The organism is Mesorhizobium sp. M1A.F.Ca.IN.020.03.2.1 (genome assembly GCF_004023205.1).
GTDB lineage: Bacteria > Pseudomonadota > Alphaproteobacteria > Rhizobiales > Rhizobiaceae > Mesorhizobium.
Genome location: NZ_RZSV01000052.1, coordinates 1 through 16,779, shown reverse-complemented (window position 1 = coordinate 16,779; position 16,779 = coordinate 1). Strand labels below are relative to the sequence as shown.

Sequence of the window (16,779 nt, the reverse complement as noted above, 5' to 3'; positions counted from 1 at the left end):
GTGTGCGCAGTCCGGACGCGCTCGCCTCACCCGGGCTGCGCGGCAATATGCGGGATTAAGCATTGTTGGGGCGATGATGCTGGCCTGTCTCCCAGTTCTGATGGCCGCCTCGGAGTCGCCCTCGACGCCTGCGATCTCGCCGCCGGCCTCCGCCGCCCCGCCCGACGACGGCCAATGGACGATGCCAGCCAAGAACTACGCCTCGACCCGCTATAGCGAGCTCGCGGAAATCAATGCAGGCAACGTCAAGAACCTGCAGGTCGCCTTCACCTTCTCGACCGGCGTGAACAAGGGCCAGGAAGCGGCACCGCTGGTGGTCGGCAGCACGATGTATATCGTGACGCCCTTTCCCAACATCGTCTACGCGCTCGACCTCTCCAAACCTGGCGCACCGATCAAGTGGAAATACGAACCCAATCCCGAGCCCGCGGCACAAGGGGTGGCGTGCTGCGACGTCGTCAATCGCGGCGCCGCCTTCACCGACGGGCGCATCTTCTTCAACACGCTGGACGGCCACACGATCGCGCTCGATGCGAACTCCGGCCAGCCGATCTGGAACACCCATATCGGCAACATCAATGTCGGCGAGACCCTCACCATGGCGCCGCTGGTGGTGAAGGGCAAAGTGCTCGTCGGCAATTCGGGCGGCGAGATGGGCGTACGCGGCTGGGTCAAGGCGCTCGACGCCGGCGATGGCCATGTCGTCTGGACGGCTTACAGCACGGGTCCCGACAAGGAGGTGCTGATCGGCCCGGATTTCAAGCCGCATTACGACATGGACAAGGGCAGGGACCTCGGTGTGACGACCTGGCCGCCGGAGGCCTGGAAGATCGGCGGCGGCAATATGTGGGGCTGGATCTCGTATGATCCCGATCTCAATCTGATCTTCCACGGCACCGGCAATCCAGGCCCCTGGAACCCTGACCTGCGCCCCGGCGACAACAAATGGACATCGGGCATTTTTGCCCGCGATCCCGATACCGGAGCGGCCAAATGGTTCTATCAGTGGACGCCGCACGATCTGCACGACTATGACGGCATCAATGAGCAGATCCTGCTCGACATGAACTGGCAGGGCAAGCCGCGCAAGGTGCTGGTCCGGCCGGAGCGCAACGGCTATCTCTACGTCCTTGATCGCACCACCGGCGAGGTCCTGTCCGCAAAACCCTATGGCCCCGTCAACTCCAGCAAGGGTGTGGATCTCAAGACGGGCAGGCTGATGGCAAACCCCGACAAGAAGACCGGGACCGGCAAGGTCGTCCGCGACATCTGCCCGACCGCCTCGGGCCTCAAGGACTGGCAGCCTTCCGCCTTCTCGCCGAAGACGGGCCTGCTCTACATCCCGCACAACAATCTGTGCATGGACGAACAAGGCGTCGAGGTGAACTACATCGCCGGCACACCCTATGTCGGAATGAACGTGCGCATGATTCCGGGCCCCGGCGGCAATCGCGGGGCCTTCACCGCGTGGGATATCGCCGCGGAGAAACCGGCCTGGAGCCTCAAGGAAAACTTCCCGGTATGGAGCGGCGCGGTCGTAACCGCCGGCGATATCGTCTTCTACGGAACCATGGAAGGCTGGTTCAAGGCCGTCAGCGCGAAGACCGGCGAACTGCTTTGGCAGTTCAAGACCTCCTCCGGCATCATCGGCCAGCCGGTGACTTATCGCGGCCCCGACGGACACCAATATGTCGCGATCCTGTCCGGCGTCGGCGGCTGGGCCGGCGCCATCGTCTCGGGCGATCTCGACCCGCGCGATGCCACTGCTGCGCTCGGTTTCGTCAACGCGATGAAGGACTTGAAAAACACGACAACGGCGGGAGGCACGCTCTATGTGTTCCGACTGCCTTGATGCATTCAAACCGACGGCACTGGCGAAAAGATCCGCCCCGCGGGCCCTCGTGGCCGGTCTCGTCGCGTTGGTCTGGCTGGTTCTGGCCGGCGCGGCGGATGCGCGGGAACTGCGCGCCTGCGCCGATCCCAACAACATGCCGTTCTCCGACGCCAGCGGCGAAGGCTTCGAGAACAAGATCGCCGAGATCGTTGCGGCCGACCTTGGCGCGAAGCTTACCTACACCTGGTGGGCGCAGCGCCGCGGCTTCGTTCGCAACACGCTGAAAGCGGGGCTTTGCGATCTGGTGCTCGGAACGCCGGCAAATGTCGAAATGCTACGCACCACCTCGCCCTACTACAGATCCTCCTACGTCTTTGTCGCACGACAGGATGGACCGGACGTAACGTCCTTTAACGATCCACGGCTGCGCGACATGCGCATCGGCGTTCAGCTCATCGGCGATGACGGCGCCAATTCGCCGCCGGTCCAGGCGCTCGGCCGTCGCGGCATTGTCGGACATCTCGTCGGCTACCCGGTCTACGGCGACTATTCCGCTCCCAACCCCGCGGCGCGCATTGTGGAAGCTGTCGCGAGCGGCGAGGTCGACGTCGCCGTGGTCTGGGGCCCGCTCGCCGGTTACTTCGCTACGAAGCAAAAGGTGCCGCTCCGGATCACGCCGGTCACACCTCGCATCGATGGACCGCAACTGCCACTGATGTACGACATCTCGATGGGCGTTCGGCGCGAGGACGAGCGACTGCGCGGCGATGTGAATAGCGCGCTCGCCAGGCACAAGGCCGAGATCGACGCGGTTCTGACGCAATATGGCGTTCCGCTTCTCGACATCGCCGGGAGCCCGGTGCGATGAGGCTGGGTCTCGCGACGCTGCTGTCCGTGACGCTCGCCTTGGCGGCATGCCAGCGCGAGGAGCGGGACACGCGCCCGCAATCTTCGCTCGGCTCCGGCGGGCAGCCGACGCCCGTGACTACGCTGGAACCTGGCGGCCAAAGGCCCTCCGCCAGCAACAACAAGGCGGCGAGCTTCGAGGCGAACGCCTTTCATCTCAGCGAGGGCAAGCGCCTGTTCGGCTGGTTCAACTGTTCGGGATGCCACGCCAATGGCGGCGGCGGCATGGGCCCGGCGCTGATGGACCAGAAATGGATCTATGGCAGCTCGATGGAAAGCATTCACGCCACCATCCGCGACGGACGTCCGAACGGGATGCCGAGCTTCCGCAACAAGATCCCCGACGATCAGATCTGGGAACTGGCGGCCTTCGTGCGTTCGCTAAGCGGCAACGCGCCCTCTTCCGCTGCGCCACAGCGAAATGACGACATGATGCCCCATCCGTCGGAAAACCGCATGCCGGATGCCGCCACGCTGGGGAAGTCGCCGTGAAAGGCCTCGCCTCGATGGCGTTTGCCGCGGCAAGCGTCCTTTCTCTCCAGGGATGCGCGGGCTGGCAATCGGCCCTCGACCCGAAAGGCCCCGCGGCGAACGAGTTGGCATGGCTGATCTGGTTCTTCATAGGGCTTTGCTCGGTAGTGTGGGTGCTGGTGATGATCGCTCTCGCCGCACCGCTGTTGATGCGGCCACCCAGGCGCACCGAGCCGCTGATGCTCGACGCCAGCGCCGACCATCGCAAATTGCGCGTTGTGGTCATCGCTGTCGGGCTGACCGCAGCGACGCTGGTCGGGCTGACCCTGCTCAGCTTCTTGGCCAACAGGACGCTTGCGGCAATCGGCTCGAACGCTGCGCTCACCATTCGGGTGACCGGGCACCAGTGGTGGTGGGAGGTGCGCTATGAGGATGCCACGCCGAGCCGCATCCTGACGACGGCGAACGAAATCCACATCCCCGCCGGCGAACCGGTGCGGCTTCTTCTGACCTCGACCGATGTGATCCATTCCTTCTGGATCCCAAGTCTGGCCGGCAAGCTCGACCTCATCCCCGGTCACATGAACGTGCTGGATATCAAGGCGGACAAGCCCGGAACCTATCGCGGCCAGTGCGCCGAGTTCTGCGGCGCGCAGCATGCGAACATGGGCACCTTTATCATCGCCGAGCCGCGGGCAAAGTTCGACGCCTGGTGGAACGACCAGCTGCAGCCGGCCGCGGCCCCGACGGGCGACGAGGCGAAGGCGGGCGCGGACTTGTTTCTCAAGCGTCCCTGCGTGATGTGCCACAAGATCGGCGGCACGCCCGCGGGCGGAACGGTCGCTCCGGATCTCACCCATATTGCCAGCCGGCAAACACTTGCCGCGGGAACCTTGAGGATGAGCCGCGGCAATCTCGCCGCCTGGATAGCCGATCCGCAAGGCATCAAGCCCGGCTCCCACATGCCGGTGGTCGAGCTCAATGGCGACGAGCTCAACGCGATCGTCGCCTATCTCGAGGGCCTGAAATGAGCAGCGCGGACCTGGCCAGCGAACGCGACCTGCCGCCGGAACGTAAGGCGACTGCCAAGGGCGACGTTGCCCCCGAACGTGATGGGCCGCGCGACACCGGCATGGACGATGCCAGCCTTCACCGCTGGCTCGCGCGCACATGGCGGACGCCGCCCGGCATCATCGGCGCGTTGTCCAGCGTTGATCACAAGGTCGTCGCAAGGCGCTATCTGATCACGGCATTCGGGTTTCTGTGCCTGGGCGGGCTGAGCGCCGTCGCCATGCGCATCCAGCTTTCGGGACCGCAACGCGGCCTGATCGGGCCGGACCTCTACAACCAGCTGTTCACCATGCATGGCGTCACCATGATGTTCCTGTTTGCCGTGCCCATCGTGCAGGCGACCGGCATCTATCTGGTGCCGCTGATGGTCGGCAGCCGCAACATCGCCTTTCCGCGCCTGAACGCGTTCAGTTACTGGATTTATGTCTCGGGAGGTCTCTTCGCCTGGGTGTCCTTCGCCCTTGCAATGGCGCCGGATGTCGGCTGGTTCGCCTATGTGCCGCTGTCAGGTCCCGAATTCAGTCCCGGCAAGCGCGCCGACGTGTGGGCGCAGATGATCACCTATACCGAGGTCTCATCGCTGGCGGTCGCCGTCGCGACCGTTGTCACCGTATTGAAGCAGCGTGCGGCAGGCATGTCGCTGGACAAGATCCCGCTCTATGTCTGGGCGTTGCTGGTGACCTCATTCGTCGTCGTCTTCGCCATGCCGGCGGTCATGATCACCTCGACCTTCCTGATCCTCGACCGGCTGGTCGGAACGCATATTTTCAATCCAGCGGAGGGCGGCGACGCCCTGCTGTTCCAGCACCTGTTCTGGTTCTTCGGTCACCCCGAGGTCTACATCATCTTCCTGCCGGCGACAGGCATCGTCTCCGCGATCATTCCCGCTTTCGCTCGAAGGCCGGCGTTCGGCTATCTCGGGCTGGTCCTGTCGTTGATGGCGGTCGGCTTCCTGTCGTTCGGTCTCTGGGTCCACCACATGTTCGCGACGGGATTGCCGAAGCTCGGTGCAAGCTTCTTCACGGCATCCAGCATGTTGATCGCCATTCCCAACGGCGTGCAGATCTTTTGCTGGCTGGCGACCTTGTGGGACGGCAGACCGGTGATCCGCACGCCGTTGCTCTTCGTCTTCGGTTTCTTCTTCATCTTCGTCATTGGCGGTCTCACCGGTGTCATGCTGGCCTCGGTGCCGCTCGACCTGCAGGTGCACGACACCTATTTCGTCGTCGCGCATTTCCACTATGTGCTGATCGGCGGCTCGGTTTTCCCACTGCTGGGTGCCGCCTATTTCTGGTTCCCCAAGATCACCGGCCGCATGATGAGCGAGCGCCTCGGACGCTGGCATTTCTGGCTGGCCTTCATCGGCTTCAACGCGGCCTTCTTCCCGATGCACCTTGTCGGCCTGTGGGGCATGCCGCGCAGGGTCTATACCTATCCGGCCGAGCTTGGCTGGGGGAACATCAACCTGTTCATCACCGGCGGCGCGGTGCTCTTCTTCCTGAGCTTCGTGCTGTTCACCTTCAACCTCGTGCATGGCGCCTTGAAAGGCGCGCCGGCCGGCGACAATCCCTGGGATGCCGGCACGCTGGAATGGGCCACGTCTTCGCCGCCTCCAAGCTATAATTTCGCGCGCATTCCAATCGTCACGAATGTCGAGCCGCTCTGGGCCGAACGCGAGGCCCTTCCCGTCGCCACCGGCCTTCGCGTCGATGTGCGCGAGCTCCTCATCTCGACGGTGGCGGAAGCGCATCCCGATATCCGCGAGAAATCGGCGACGCCGTCGATCTGGCCCTTGTTCGCTGCGATCGCTGTCGGCGGCACCTTTCTGTATTCGATCTTCACGCCCTGGGCGATCGTCTGGGGCGCCGCGCCGATCGCGATCACCCTGATCGGCTGGTTCTGGCCGAAAGATACGCCGGAGGACGAGGAATGAAGCAGCGTCCCGCCGTCGATCTGTCGGGCCTGCCAAGCTTCGGGCTTGGTCCGCGCAGCCCTACTTGGTGGGGTACGCTCGGTTTCATGGCGTTGGAAGGAATGGGCTTTGCGCTGGCGGCCGGCGCTTATCTGTATCTGGCGACCTTGTGGCCCAACTGGCGTCTGAGCGCCCCGGAGCCCAACCATTGGCCGGGAACGATCGTGACGCTGCTTCTCATCGTCAGCCTGGTGCCGAACCACCTCCTCAACCGCTACGCCAAGCAATGCGCCATCGGGCCGGTGCGGATCGGCATGGTGGTGATGTCGCTGCTCGGCAGCGCGCCGCTCATCGTGCGCTGGTTCGAGTTTCCGGCCCTGAACATCTATTGGGACACCAACGCTTATGGCTCGATGCTCTGGGTGCTGCTCGGCCTGCACACCATCCATCTGATCACCGATGTCGGCGACACGATCGTTCTGACAGTGCTGATGTTCACGCGCCACGCCTATAGCGGCCGGCGTTTCGGCGACGTCGGCGACAACGTCTTCTACTGGGATTTCGTGGTCTTGACCTGGATCCCGATCTATCTGCTCATCTACTGGGCCCCGAGGCTAGGCTGATGCGCGCGCTGCGTTTGGGAACGTCCTGGGGTGGTCTTGTGTCGGGGCCTCTGGCCTGGGCCATCTCTACGCAGCTGAATTACGCGCTGGTGCCCTGGCAATGTAATCGCCAGGTCCCGGTGGTGCTTCCCGTCGCACTGGTGCTCATGGTGTTTTCGCTCCTCGGCGGCGTCCTGTCGTGGCAGGCGAAGCGGCAAGGCGGCGCCGCCTTCAAACCGGAGCGTACACGCAGCACCGAGCGATTCATCGCCGATCTCGGCATGCTTTCGGCTTTGCTGTTTGCCCTCGTCATCGTCATGCAGGCCAGCGCCGCGCTCATCCTCGACGAGTGCCTGCGATGAGCTTCGAGGCGTTCTTCTCGACCTCGATCTGCTACGGCGCCGGCGCGCCCGAGGCCGGGTGGACGCTTGCCCTTCCCATCACGCTTCCGCTGGCCGCGCTCGCGCTGGTCTATGCGACCGGCGCCAACCGGCTGTGGCGCCGCAGCAGCCGAGGCCGACCAGAGCGGATACGACAAACCTTGCTGTTCGCCGCAGGGTGGTGCGTGCTGACGGGAGCGCTGGTCAGCCCGATCCATGCGCTCGGCGAGCGGGTCTTTGCCGCTCACATGATCGAGCACGAGCTGCTGATGGCGCTGGCGGCTCCGCTGCTGGTTGCAGCCCGCCCCGGCGCGGCCCTGGTATGGGCATTACCGGTCGCGTTTCGGCAGAGAACGGGAAGGCTCACGCATGGCAAGATGCTGCAGGCGGTCTGGGCCTTCGCCAGCCGCCCTCTCAACGCAACAATCATCCACGCGATCGCCATCTGGATCTGGCACATCCCGTTCCTGTTCGAGGCAGCCCTGCAGCGGGGCGTGCTGCACTATACCCAGCATGCGAGCTTCCTCGGCACTGCCTTACTGTTCTGGTGGGCGCTTCTGCCCCGTTCCGGTCGGCAGCAGGCCTATGGCAGCGCTGTCATGCATCTCTTCTTCACCTCGATGCACACCGGCCTGCTCGGTGTGCTGCTGCTGCTGTCGCCCAAACTCTGGTATCCGGAAAATGCCGGTGGCGCAGCGCTGTGGGGTTTAAGCCCGATCGAGGACCAGCAGCTTGCGGGTCTGGTGATGTGGGTTCCGGCTGGCCTGATCTATGGCGGAGCCGCTTTGCTGCTCGCCGGCCTCTGGATAAGCAAGAGCGGAACCAGGGAGGCGACGCATGCGCTCCGATCTGGCTAGACTGATCGCCGGCGCCCTCGCCGCCATGATCGTAGTTGCCGTAGCCGTCGCCGCCGTGGCCTTATGGGCCGACCGGCGTGATCGTGTCCGGCACGAGTCGGATGCGGCAACCGGCGGCGTGGGCGCGCGCGCCATTCCGATCATGACCGCGAACGGCTGCTCCGGCTGCCATACGATCCCTGGCGTGCCGGGCGCGCAAGGTCAGGTCGGCCCGCGCCTCGACGCCAGCCTCGCCGGCCGGGTCATTATCGGCGGCGTGCTGGCGAACAATCCGGAGAACCTGATCCGCTGGATACGCGGCGCCAGAGAGATTAATCCGCACACCGCCATGCCATCGACGAGGATCACCGAGCAGCAGGCGCGTGATATCGCGGCCTATCTCTATGCTTTGAAATGATTGAACCCCGCCACGCCGGAACCCGGGCTGTCACGCAACCTTCGACAGGACGCTGATATCGCATCTGGCGAGGCCATATCGCCAGCGATGGTTCGTCGCCGCGACACGGCTCTGATAAAAAAGCGTGAGCTGTTCGCCCTCGATCATGACGGTCGAGTGACCGTTTTCTCCTGGCCCGCCTGGATCAAGAACCGGACCGATCGAAACGTACGGTCCGGTAACCTCGGCGGCGATGGCGAAAAACACGCGTTGTCGGCTTCCTCGCGCTCCCCGCGGAAGGAAGCACGTGGCGTTGAGAAGCACGCGGCCATCGGGGAGCTCGACCAGTTGGGCGCCTTCGATCCCCCACTCGTAGTCGGGATCATCGCGCGTATTGTGGTGTGGGATCTCACTATGGTCGAGGATCCTGCCCAGCCGCTTCCAAGGTCCGAACCACGAGTCCGACTGGCTGCGCGCCAGGTAGACATCGGGTTGCGGCACACGACTGAATTTCGGCATGCCGGAATAGACGATGTAGCGCTTGCCGCCGATGATCGCCGGATGCGGATCATAGATCCCATCTTCGTCCGTGCCAGGGATCGACAGGATTGCCGGGTTGAGCACCACCCAGTTGAAGCCATCATTCGACACCGCGTGCTCACAGCGGCCGCCGGACTTCATGAACTCGGTCTGGATGAACATGTGGAAGACGCCGAGCTCGTAGACAACACCGGGCGCGGCAACGCCCGATCCTGTGACAGGAAGCTCGATGGGCTCGTGCTCCGTCCAGGGACCATGCAGCTCCGGCGCGGTTGCGTGAAGTATCTTCCAGCTCTCGGTTGTTACCGTGCCGCTCGAGCCGAAGACGTGCCAAAGCCTGCCGTCAAAGACGGGGCATGGATCCTTGAGATCGTCCACCGCCTGCGGATGGAAGAGCGGGAACACATTCGTCTCGAACTCGATCTTCATCACCTGCCCCAGCAATTGCCGGCCGTTTGAGGCTCGTTTGGCTCCGGTCCAGGCGAATCGTTGGAGCCGTCGAACAGCTTAGCTGCCCATGCTACCGAAATACGGCCACCGAGTGACCGTCCCCAAGAACCTGCGTGCGAATCTTGGCTCCACCTCCCAAAGGGGCAGCAGCACCGCGGCATGATCCTTCGCCGCTTTAACGGTTCGCGGCTGGAACAAGTTATTCGAAGGAAAGTTAGACGGAAAGGTGGATCTCGCCTCCGCTGCCTGCGATTAACAAATGTTAATCGCAATATACACCGTTCTGCCACTAGGGAAAATTTGTATGGACGCGGCAATAAGAATACCAACTCGCAGAAGAACCACGAGGACGCAAGACTTACTGATATGCTTCTCTCATTTACGATGGAATTTTGTCTATCAGCGTCCACAGCATATTCTTACCTTGGCCGCGAAGGAACATGAGATTATCTATTTCGAGGAACCTGTTTTCGAGGAGCGCTCGCATCCTTCGATGCGTTTCTCAGAGGTGGCGCCAGCAATTCGGGTCGCGACTCCTCTGCTTCCAATTGGCACAAGCCCGGCCAGAGCTGATGCCGTGCAGCGCAAATATCTCGACCGGATCATCGCTTCGACGCCGCACACTAACCTGACCGCCTGGTACTACACGCCCATGGCCCTACGCTTCAGCGCGCACATCAATTGCGATGTCTGCGTCTATGACTGCATGGACGAACTTTCGGCGTTCAAGAATGCGCCAACCGAGCTGGCCATGATGGAGCGAGCCCTCTTCGGGCGCGCCGACGTGGTCTTCACCGGCGGCTTGAGCCTCTTTGAAGCGAAGCGCTGCCAGCACCGTGCCATCTATCCGTTTCCGAGCAGCATCGACGTCAGCCACTTCCACAAGGCAAGGACACCCGGCAAGGACCCGGCCGATCAATTCGGCATTCCTCATCCACGGGTGGGCTTCTTCGGCGTCATCGACGAGCGCCTCGACATCGATCTCGTGGCCCAGGCCTCCAAGGCCATGCCGGACGTGCATTTCGTCATGCTCGGTCCGGTGGTCAAGATCGACCCGAGCAGCCTGCCGACAGCGGGCAATCTGCATTGGCTCGGCGGGAAAGCCTACGCCGATCTTCCAGATTATCTGCGCCACTGGGACGCCGGCTGGATGCCGTTCGCGCTCAACGAGGCCACACGCTTCATCAGCCCGACAAAAACGCCGGAGTTCCTCGCCGCTGGCCTGCCGGTGGTTTCAACAGCAATTGTCGATGTTGTGCGAACCTACGGCGCAGCCGGGCTCGTCGACATAGTGGACGCCGAGGACGTCGACATCAAGCTGCGATCCGTCCTTACCCAATCGCGCGAGGCGCGGCTTCAGCAGGTCGATGCCTATCTCCGGGACATGTCCTGGAAGCGCACATGGAATGGCATGGCCGCTCATATCAGGAACGCCAGTGCTCGGAAAAAGGTCGTCCCGTTCCGCAGGAGCGCCTGACCATGTTCGACTGGCTGATCGTCGGCGCCGGCTTCGCCGGCAGCGTTCTCGCCGAACGGATTGCCTCGCAGCGGGGAGAAAGCGTTCTCCTCATCGATCGCCGCAATCACATCGGGGGTAACGCCTATGACTGCTACGACGAAGCAGGCATCCTCATCCACCGCTACGGGCCGCACATATTCCATACAAATGCGCGGTCCATCGTGGATTATCTGTCACACTTCACGACATGGCGGCCGTATGAACATCGTGTGCTGGCGGCGGTCGACGGAATGCTTCTCCCGATCCCCATCAATCTCGATACGATCAACCGCCTCTATGGTCTCGATTTGGATCCGGTGGAACTGGAAGACTTCTTCGCGTCTCGCCGCGAGACCATCGAGGAAGTCCACACGGCCGAGGACGTCGTGGTCAGCACTGTCGGGCGGGAACTCTATGAGAAATTCTTCCGCGGCTACACCAGGAAGCAATGGGGCGTAGACCCCTCCCAGCTTAGCAAATCGGTAACCGCCCGGGTTCCGACCAGGACCAACCGCGACGACCGCTACTTCGGCGACAGTTTCCAGCACATGCCCGCGAACGGGTACACGCGCATGTTCGAGCGCATGCTCAACCATCCCAATATCAAGATCATGCTGCAGACGGATTATCGTGAGGTCCGGGACCGGATTCCGTTCCGCAAGCTGATCTACACCGGCCCTGTCGACGAATTCTTCGACTGGAGACTTGGCCGCCTGCCGTATCGCTCACTGCGTTTCGAGCACGTGACCGTCGACTGTGAACAGTTCCAGCCGGTCGCTGTGGTCAACTATCCGCAAACGGAGGACTTCACCCGGATCACCGAGTATAAGCATTTGACCGGTCAGAAGAACGCCCGGACAAGCCTCACCTATGAATACCCGACCGACATTGGCGATCCGTATTACCCGGTGCCCCGGCCGGAAAACGAAGCGCTCTACAAGCAATATGAAGCCTTGTCCGCCAGTCGCCCGGATGTCTGGTTTGTCGGACGCCTTGCGACGTACCGCTATTACAACATGGACCAGGTCGTGGGTCAGGCTCTGGCTACTTTCGCCCGCATTCAGAAAACGGTCCCAATTGGAGGCGCCTTGCAGCCGGCAATGGCTGTGCCGGGCTAAAGCCGCTTGCTACTCCGGCATGCAAGGCTGCGTGGATCGAGAATGCTGGCCAAACAGCCTCTGCTGCCTCGCCAGTTCATCGGCCATCGGCTGACGGGTGCGACGCGATCCATCCGCATGGATGACGGAGAAAAGGCCAACTTCGGCGTGGCGTGAATTGTCCCATCCCGGGTAAGCCGTGATCGGATAAAGGCAAATACCCCCGACGGGCGCGCCTTGGTTCATAGCCTCCCGCACCTCGTCGCATACATAGTGAAGCCATGCCGGGCCCCCCGATCCCTCCGCACCTGTCTCTGCAATGTACATCGGCTGTCGGTAGCGCTGGGCGACTTCGACGAGCATTTCCGACAGAGCCCGGTATTCGTGATGCCCCATCGGGATTGTTGGCCCGTGCAAGTACCACTGATTGTGCGGGTAGAAATTCAGACCGATGACATCGATGAGATCTTCGCTGCCGCCAAGCTGCGGCTCGACGCGCCCCATCAGCATGTCGTACGCTTCGAACTGTCCTTGACGGACTTTTTCAGCCGCCCGCATTTCAGCGCGGCTTCGATCGCGCGGCGCGATGTGAATAAGCGGCTCGGCCCAGATGAACCGGCATTCTGGATCCGCTTGGCGCATGGCTCGTATGCCTTGCACGGCAGCCTTGACGAGGTGGCGTTTGAACCAACCCCTTCGCCTTGGGCCGGCCGGTGGAAAATAGCCCACTTCGACTGCCCAGGCGAAGAACGATATCTCGTTGATCGGGCAGACGAGCGCAGGCTTCCCGCTGACGGCCCGATGCAACCGGACAGCTTCCGCTGCGAAATCGGCATAGCGCTCGATCAGCTCCTTCCCGCCCTGGTCAAGATAATCGGGGGTTCCGTAGTGAAAGACATCCCAGATGACCTGAACGCCGGCGAGATTTGCCGCTTCGATCATCGGCGCCCAACTCGACCAATCGTACACGCCCGGCGCCTTCTCGATCAGGTGCCAGCGTAGCCCGTCACGAACAGTTCTGAGCCCAAGGTTCGCGCAGCCGCGATAGTCGCGTTCTGCGTGAGAATCATGGCCAGTCGCCCGCACGAGATCGAGACGCACGCCATCCTTTCGCCGGTGCGAGGAGCATTCGAAACCGCCCATGAAAAAACTGTCGAATGTGACCGCGCTGGCAGCCGGATTCACGTTTGGGCTAACGGCTTGCGGCACATTCCTACTCCTTGCATTGGCCGGCACGGTCGACCAACGGCCGAAACCCTCTTTGGGTTGGGCAAATTCTTCGTTCTTGCCGCGTGCTGAACGGCGTTCAGCCCAGCGTGATCTCCTGATCGTTCACAACCTCGGCCAGCCGACTGAGGAAACTCACGAGACCGACTTCCGGATCGTCGTTGTCGCCTGTGAGCACGGAGATACCCCAACGCCCCAGCACGGCTTCTTCGACGGGGTCTCGGCTCGCCATGAAAATGTATGACGGCGGCCGATCCGCCTCGTAGCCCGAACGGTTCCATGTCTGCCAAAGCCGATGCAACAGCAGCCGGATGTTCAGGTCCGAGAGACTATAGCCGACGAACAGAACCGTGCTGCCCAGCGCATCGGAACGAAACCGCACATCGAGCGGCGAATCGAAGGATAACCGATCGAGATAGTCGGTTTCCGTAAGGACCAGCGAGGAATCGTCATCGAAGTCGCCGTGGAATTTCACGATGCAAGCGACGTCCCGGCGAGCCTTCGAGACATCCCTAGCATTTGCCACCTTCACATATGCGCGGCCGTGTATCTCAAAGGCGACTTCGAGGTTCCGGTCATAGTTGGTGGTGTAGATCACCGGAAAATCCAGCGCGACGATCAGACGATGCAGTTCGGACTCCCGAATCTTCTCCCTCGTCACGGTCCAGTGCCTGTCCATCCAACTACGCAACGGCCCGATGCTGCCATGCTTGATCCGGTAATACTCGGCCAGGGTTTGGAAGCGATCACGCGGTCTCGCGCCATCCAGGCCGAGTTCGCTCGCCATGCGCTCAATCAGCTTCTCCCAGGAAGGCAGCCCCACGCTCATCGAAACACCAGCTCCGACAAAGAGCACCGCATTGCGCTCTCGGATCGCTTTCGCGAGTGGAATAATCGGGTCCTCGTTCATTGCCGAAGCTGAGCGGGCTGCCGCGGGCGGCGCATGACGCATAACTTCCGAACCCGAAGGTGGATGAAGTGTTCCCCGCTCAGCCGCGAAAATGTAGAAGACCGCCGATACTCCCGGTCGGTCTCGGCAAGGTCTCGGAGCTGCCATCGAGCAAGGCAAAGCAGAGACGGACGGGCTGGCTTCGGTCCCTCTCAGCATCGGCGGATCGCGAGCGCGACATCGGTCGCGAACGGTGGCACCTCCAGCTTCAACCTACCGTCCGCTTGCGCCCGCCATTCCGCCGCTTGCGTGCCGGCCGCAGTATCCCAGCCGACTATGCGGTAGCTACCCGGAGCCAGCCCAGGCAGGTCGATCATGACGGGCTCGGTTTGCACGTCGGCCTGCAGCATGCCGTTGGGCCCGATCGTTTCGCGGTGCACCAGCCAGGCCACCGCCTGGGCATCGTCGCCGCAGGCTACCGCCGCGACATCGGGGCGGGAAACCCGCACCCGGCCGCAGAGATGGACACGTCGGAACCGACTCCAGTCGATCAGCGGCAGGAAACCCGCCAGCGAGCGCTGCGCCCGCCGCATGCCGGGTGTGAGCACATGCGGCGTACGGTTCGGCCAGCGCATGCCGCCACCGGCACCGCCGGCAGCCAGGTGCGCCCATTGCATATGGCGGAAATATTCGTCGTCGAACGGCTCCGGCAGCGTGATCTTCTTGTCCTTGAAGGTATGGATCGGGCCATGTTCGCTGTCGAGGAACGGCCGGCCATCGCGAGTTTCGGCCAGGGCCTCGCCGACGATCCGCCCCAGGCCGAGCGCCGGGGCCACTGTGTCGCGGGGATGATCGATCGTGCCCTCCTCGTAGATGTGGAGGGAGGCGAAGTCGAGATCCGGATGCCGGAAGATGGGTTCGCGGAGCGGCATGTGCGCCCGCCAGCGAAGCTCCGGTCCGAAGAGCGAAACCGTTTGCGGGTGGGAGCGGCCGTAGAGCGAAATCTCCAGCCGGCGAACGAAAGCACCGAGATCGTGGATGAAGTCGCCGAAATCGTCGGCGCTGCCTTCGGCCTGCTCGGGATGGATCTCGTTCCAGAGGTCCCAAGCGAAGAGCGCGCCGCTGCCGCCCCATCTGCGCACCGCGAATTCCAGCCTTGCCTTGATGGCGCGGCGCGTGGCCGTGCAGACCAGAAAGCGCGAGGGCTGATCCAGCTCGCCGCCGTTCCTCTGATTATAGGGGTGATGACGCCAGTGCCGCCACTGCCAAAATGTATCGAACGGGGTGAGCAGTATTCTCAAGCCGTGCTTTTCACAGAGACGAAAAAGATCGTCCCACAGCCGCACCATGGCAGGGACGAAGCGACCGATCGGCCGCTCGAAGTAGCGGTGGCGGACCTGAGCATATTCCAGCATCAGCCTGAGGCAGGTGACGCCGCTTTGCTTAAGCCAGCGGAGGTGAGCCTCCACGCCGGCTATGTCCTTGCGCCGGAACAGCCCATTTAGCTCAGGCCAGCTTATCGCGTCATTCTGCCCGATCGGCATCCACGGCTCGCCGTCCTCAGTGGCGAAATATGAGCCGGCCACCGTGATCCACTGCAGACCCGCGGACCGGACAGCGAGTAAGCGCTCCGCGTCACTGGTCGTGCTGTCCGTTAATCCCGTGTTGTCCAAGTGGCTTTCCGGTATTCCCCAAGGCACTCCAAACTGTCTCAGGGGAAAAATGTTCACCGGCGCCGGCGCAAAAATCGCAGCCCGCCCGGGCCTCATCGCCGAGAGAATGGCCCGTTATTAAAGAATGGCCAGCTGATCTGCTCCAGCTTCGCTCGACTGAAAACCCTAGCTAGGATCCGCTCGCCACCATCCCGGCCGTAGGGGCCTGGGCAGGCCACCGAAAGCCAACCAAGTCAAGTCATAGCGACGAGTAGAGATTCGCCGGCGGGATCTCGCCAACCAGGAAGGCCGGCTTCAGGCGATCCTCTGCTGAAGCTGCGGCATGTCTTCGCTCTTCCGCAGACCCGTTGCGACGACCGACACCCGAAACTTTCCGGCCAACGCCTGGTCGAAGATGGCGCCGACGATAATATCGGCATCGGCGTCGACCTCTTCCCGTATCCGTGTCGCGGCTTCGTCGACCTCGAAGAGCGTCATGTCCGTGCCGCCGCAGATCGATACCAGCAGGCCTCTGGCGCCCGTCATGGAAGCCTCATCGAGCAGCGGGTTGGCGATTGCTGCCTCGGCCGCCGCCCTTGCGCGGCCCTCCCCCGAGGCTTCACCGGTTCCCATCATCGCCCGGCCCATGTCCCGCATCACCGACTTCACGTCAGCAAAATCGAGATTGATCAGGCCTTCCTTCACGATGAGATCCGTGATGCAGCCGACACCGGCGTAGAGAACACGGTCCGCCATAGCGAAGGCATCGGCAAACGTCGTCCTGGCGTCGGCGACCCTGAAAAGGTTCTGGTTGGGGATGACGATCACGGTGTCGGCGCTTTCGCGAAGGCGTTCTATGCCCTCTTCGGCGGCCTGAGACCTGCGCTTGCCCTCGAACGTGAAAGGCTTGGTAACGACGGCCACCGTCAAAATGCCGGCATCGCGCGCCGCACGCGCAATGACGGGCGCGGCGCCAGTCCCGGTGCCGCCTCCCATGCCCGCCGTGATAAAACACCT

16 protein-coding genes are annotated in these 16,779 nt (G+C 62.7%); 11 read left to right on the top strand and 5 right to left on the bottom strand.

Translation table 11 applies throughout. From position 1 onward, the window contains the following. Positions 1–100 precede the first annotated feature (100 nt). From EOA79_RS11240 to EOA79_RS11200, 9 genes are read left to right on the top strand one after another with little or no spacing between them, the layout of a single operon-like run. Positions 101–1,852 (top strand): methanol/ethanol family PQQ-dependent dehydrogenase, encoded by a 1,752-nt coding sequence (locus tag EOA79_RS11240; RefSeq protein ID WP_348627448.1) that lies wholly within the window; start codon positions 101–103, stop codon positions 1,850–1,852. Positions 1,853–1,901: 49 nt separating this feature from the next. Next, positions 1,902–2,702: a substrate-binding domain-containing protein gene (locus tag EOA79_RS11235; protein WP_245322488.1), complete on the top strand. Its 801-nt coding sequence runs from the start codon at positions 1,902–1,904 to the stop codon at positions 2,700–2,702. Next, positions 2,699–3,232 carry a c-type cytochrome gene (locus tag EOA79_RS11230; RefSeq protein ID WP_095826015.1) on the top strand — a complete coding sequence of 178 codons (534 nt, stop codon included), beginning with the start codon at positions 2,699–2,701 and terminating at the stop codon, positions 3,230–3,232. Before EOA79_RS11235 ends, EOA79_RS11230 begins: the two co-directional genes overlap by 4 nt. Continuing rightward, positions 3,229–4,242 (top strand): cytochrome c oxidase subunit II, encoded by a 1,014-nt coding sequence (coxB, locus tag EOA79_RS11225; RefSeq protein ID WP_245322489.1) that lies wholly within the window; start codon positions 3,229–3,231, stop codon positions 4,240–4,242. The genes EOA79_RS11230 and coxB overlap by 4 nt, the downstream gene beginning before the upstream one ends. Continuing rightward, positions 4,239–6,215 carry a cytochrome c oxidase subunit I gene (gene ctaD / locus EOA79_RS11220; protein ID WP_095826016.1) on the top strand — a complete coding sequence of 659 codons (1,977 nt, stop codon included), beginning with the start codon at positions 4,239–4,241 and terminating at the stop codon, positions 6,213–6,215. Before coxB ends, ctaD begins: the two co-directional genes overlap by 4 nt. Next, complete coding sequence (locus EOA79_RS11215) at positions 6,212–6,817, top strand: cytochrome c oxidase subunit 3 (RefSeq protein WP_095826017.1); 606 nt, start codon at positions 6,212–6,214, stop codon at positions 6,815–6,817. Before ctaD ends, EOA79_RS11215 begins: the two co-directional genes overlap by 4 nt. Then, positions 6,817–7,158 (top strand): hypothetical protein, encoded by a 342-nt coding sequence (locus EOA79_RS11210; protein WP_095826018.1) that lies wholly within the window; start codon positions 6,817–6,819, stop codon positions 7,156–7,158. The genes EOA79_RS11215 and EOA79_RS11210 overlap by 1 nt, the downstream gene beginning before the upstream one ends. Beyond that, entirely contained in the window at positions 7,155–8,033 is an 879-nt protein-coding gene (locus EOA79_RS11205; protein ID WP_095777401.1) for a cytochrome c oxidase assembly protein, read from the top strand. The genes EOA79_RS11210 and EOA79_RS11205 overlap by 4 nt, the downstream gene beginning before the upstream one ends. Further along, positions 8,014–8,430, top strand: coding sequence for a c-type cytochrome (locus tag EOA79_RS11200; RefSeq protein WP_066993840.1), 417 nt, complete (start codon positions 8,014–8,016; stop codon positions 8,428–8,430). The genes EOA79_RS11205 and EOA79_RS11200 overlap by 20 nt, the downstream gene beginning before the upstream one ends. Before the next feature lie 30 nt (positions 8,431–8,460). Here the strand turns inward: EOA79_RS11200 and EOA79_RS11195 are convergent, their stop codons facing one another. Continuing rightward, a complete protein-coding gene (locus EOA79_RS11195; protein WP_066993843.1) occupies positions 8,461–9,378 on the bottom strand; it encodes a hypothetical protein in 918 nt (305 codons plus the stop codon). A gap of 325 nt (positions 9,379–9,703) precedes the next feature. Here EOA79_RS11195 and EOA79_RS11190 point away from each other — a divergent pair, with 325 nt between their 5' ends. Together EOA79_RS11190 and glf are read left to right on the top strand one after the other, a co-directional pair. Continuing rightward, complete coding sequence (locus tag EOA79_RS11190) at positions 9,704–10,876, top strand: glycosyltransferase (protein WP_095826019.1); 1,173 nt, start codon at positions 9,704–9,706, stop codon at positions 10,874–10,876. A 2-nt stretch (positions 10,877–10,878) separates the two neighbouring features. Beyond that, positions 10,879–12,015, top strand: coding sequence for a UDP-galactopyranose mutase (gene glf / locus EOA79_RS11185; protein ID WP_095826020.1), 1,137 nt, complete (start codon positions 10,879–10,881; stop codon positions 12,013–12,015). A gap of 9 nt (positions 12,016–12,024) precedes the next feature. Here glf and EOA79_RS11180 read toward each other — a convergent pair whose 3' ends face one another. From EOA79_RS11180 to EOA79_RS11165, 4 genes are all read right to left on the bottom strand, one after another. Continuing rightward, positions 12,025–13,203, bottom strand: coding sequence for a beta-glucosidase (locus tag EOA79_RS11180; protein WP_095826075.1), 1,179 nt, complete (start codon positions 13,201–13,203; stop codon positions 12,025–12,027). 97 nt (positions 13,204–13,300) lie between these two features. After that, positions 13,301–14,131, bottom strand: coding sequence for an SIR2 family protein (locus EOA79_RS11175; RefSeq protein WP_095777407.1), 831 nt, complete (start codon positions 14,129–14,131; stop codon positions 13,301–13,303). Between the two features lie 191 nt (positions 14,132–14,322). Beyond that, entirely contained in the window at positions 14,323–15,579 is a 1,257-nt protein-coding gene (locus tag EOA79_RS11170; protein WP_206639238.1) for a hypothetical protein, read from the bottom strand. A 498-nt stretch (positions 15,580–16,077) separates the two neighbouring features. After that, positions 16,078–16,779, bottom strand: a 702-nt coding sequence (locus EOA79_RS11165; RefSeq protein ID WP_128293017.1) for a cell division protein FtsZ, incomplete at its 5' end; no start/stop codon positions are given.

Excerpts from the sequence above, each read along its gene's own strand:
- EOA79_RS11230 (WP_095826015.1), top strand. The coding sequence starts at position 2,699 with ATGAGGCTGGGTCTCGCGACGCTGCTGTCCGTGACGCTCGCCTTGGCG.
- glf (WP_095826020.1), top strand. The coding sequence starts at position 10,879 with ATGTTCGACTGGCTGATCGTCGGCGCCGGCTTCGCCGGCAGCGTTCTC.
- EOA79_RS11210 (WP_095826018.1), top strand. The coding sequence starts at position 6,817 with ATGCGCGCGCTGCGTTTGGGAACGTCCTGGGGTGGTCTTGTGTCGGGG.
- EOA79_RS11190 (WP_095826019.1), top strand. The coding sequence starts at position 9,704 with ATGGACGCGGCAATAAGAATACCAACTCGCAGAAGAACCACGAGGACG.
- EOA79_RS11200 (WP_066993840.1), top strand. The coding sequence starts at position 8,014 with ATGCGCTCCGATCTGGCTAGACTGATCGCCGGCGCCCTCGCCGCCATG.
- EOA79_RS11240 (WP_348627448.1), top strand. The coding sequence starts at position 101 with ATGGCCGCCTCGGAGTCGCCCTCGACGCCTGCGATCTCGCCGCCGGCC.
- EOA79_RS11195 (WP_066993843.1), bottom strand. The coding sequence starts at position 9,378 with ATGAAGATCGAGTTCGAGACGAATGTGTTCCCGCTCTTCCATCCGCAG.
- EOA79_RS11175 (WP_095777407.1), bottom strand. The coding sequence starts at position 14,131 with ATGAACGAGGACCCGATTATTCCACTCGCGAAAGCGATCCGAGAGCGC.
- EOA79_RS11205 (WP_095777401.1), top strand. The coding sequence starts at position 7,155 with ATGAGCTTCGAGGCGTTCTTCTCGACCTCGATCTGCTACGGCGCCGGC.
- ctaD (WP_095826016.1), top strand. The coding sequence starts at position 4,239 with ATGAGCAGCGCGGACCTGGCCAGCGAACGCGACCTGCCGCCGGAACGT.
- EOA79_RS11215 (WP_095826017.1), top strand. The coding sequence starts at position 6,212 with ATGAAGCAGCGTCCCGCCGTCGATCTGTCGGGCCTGCCAAGCTTCGGG.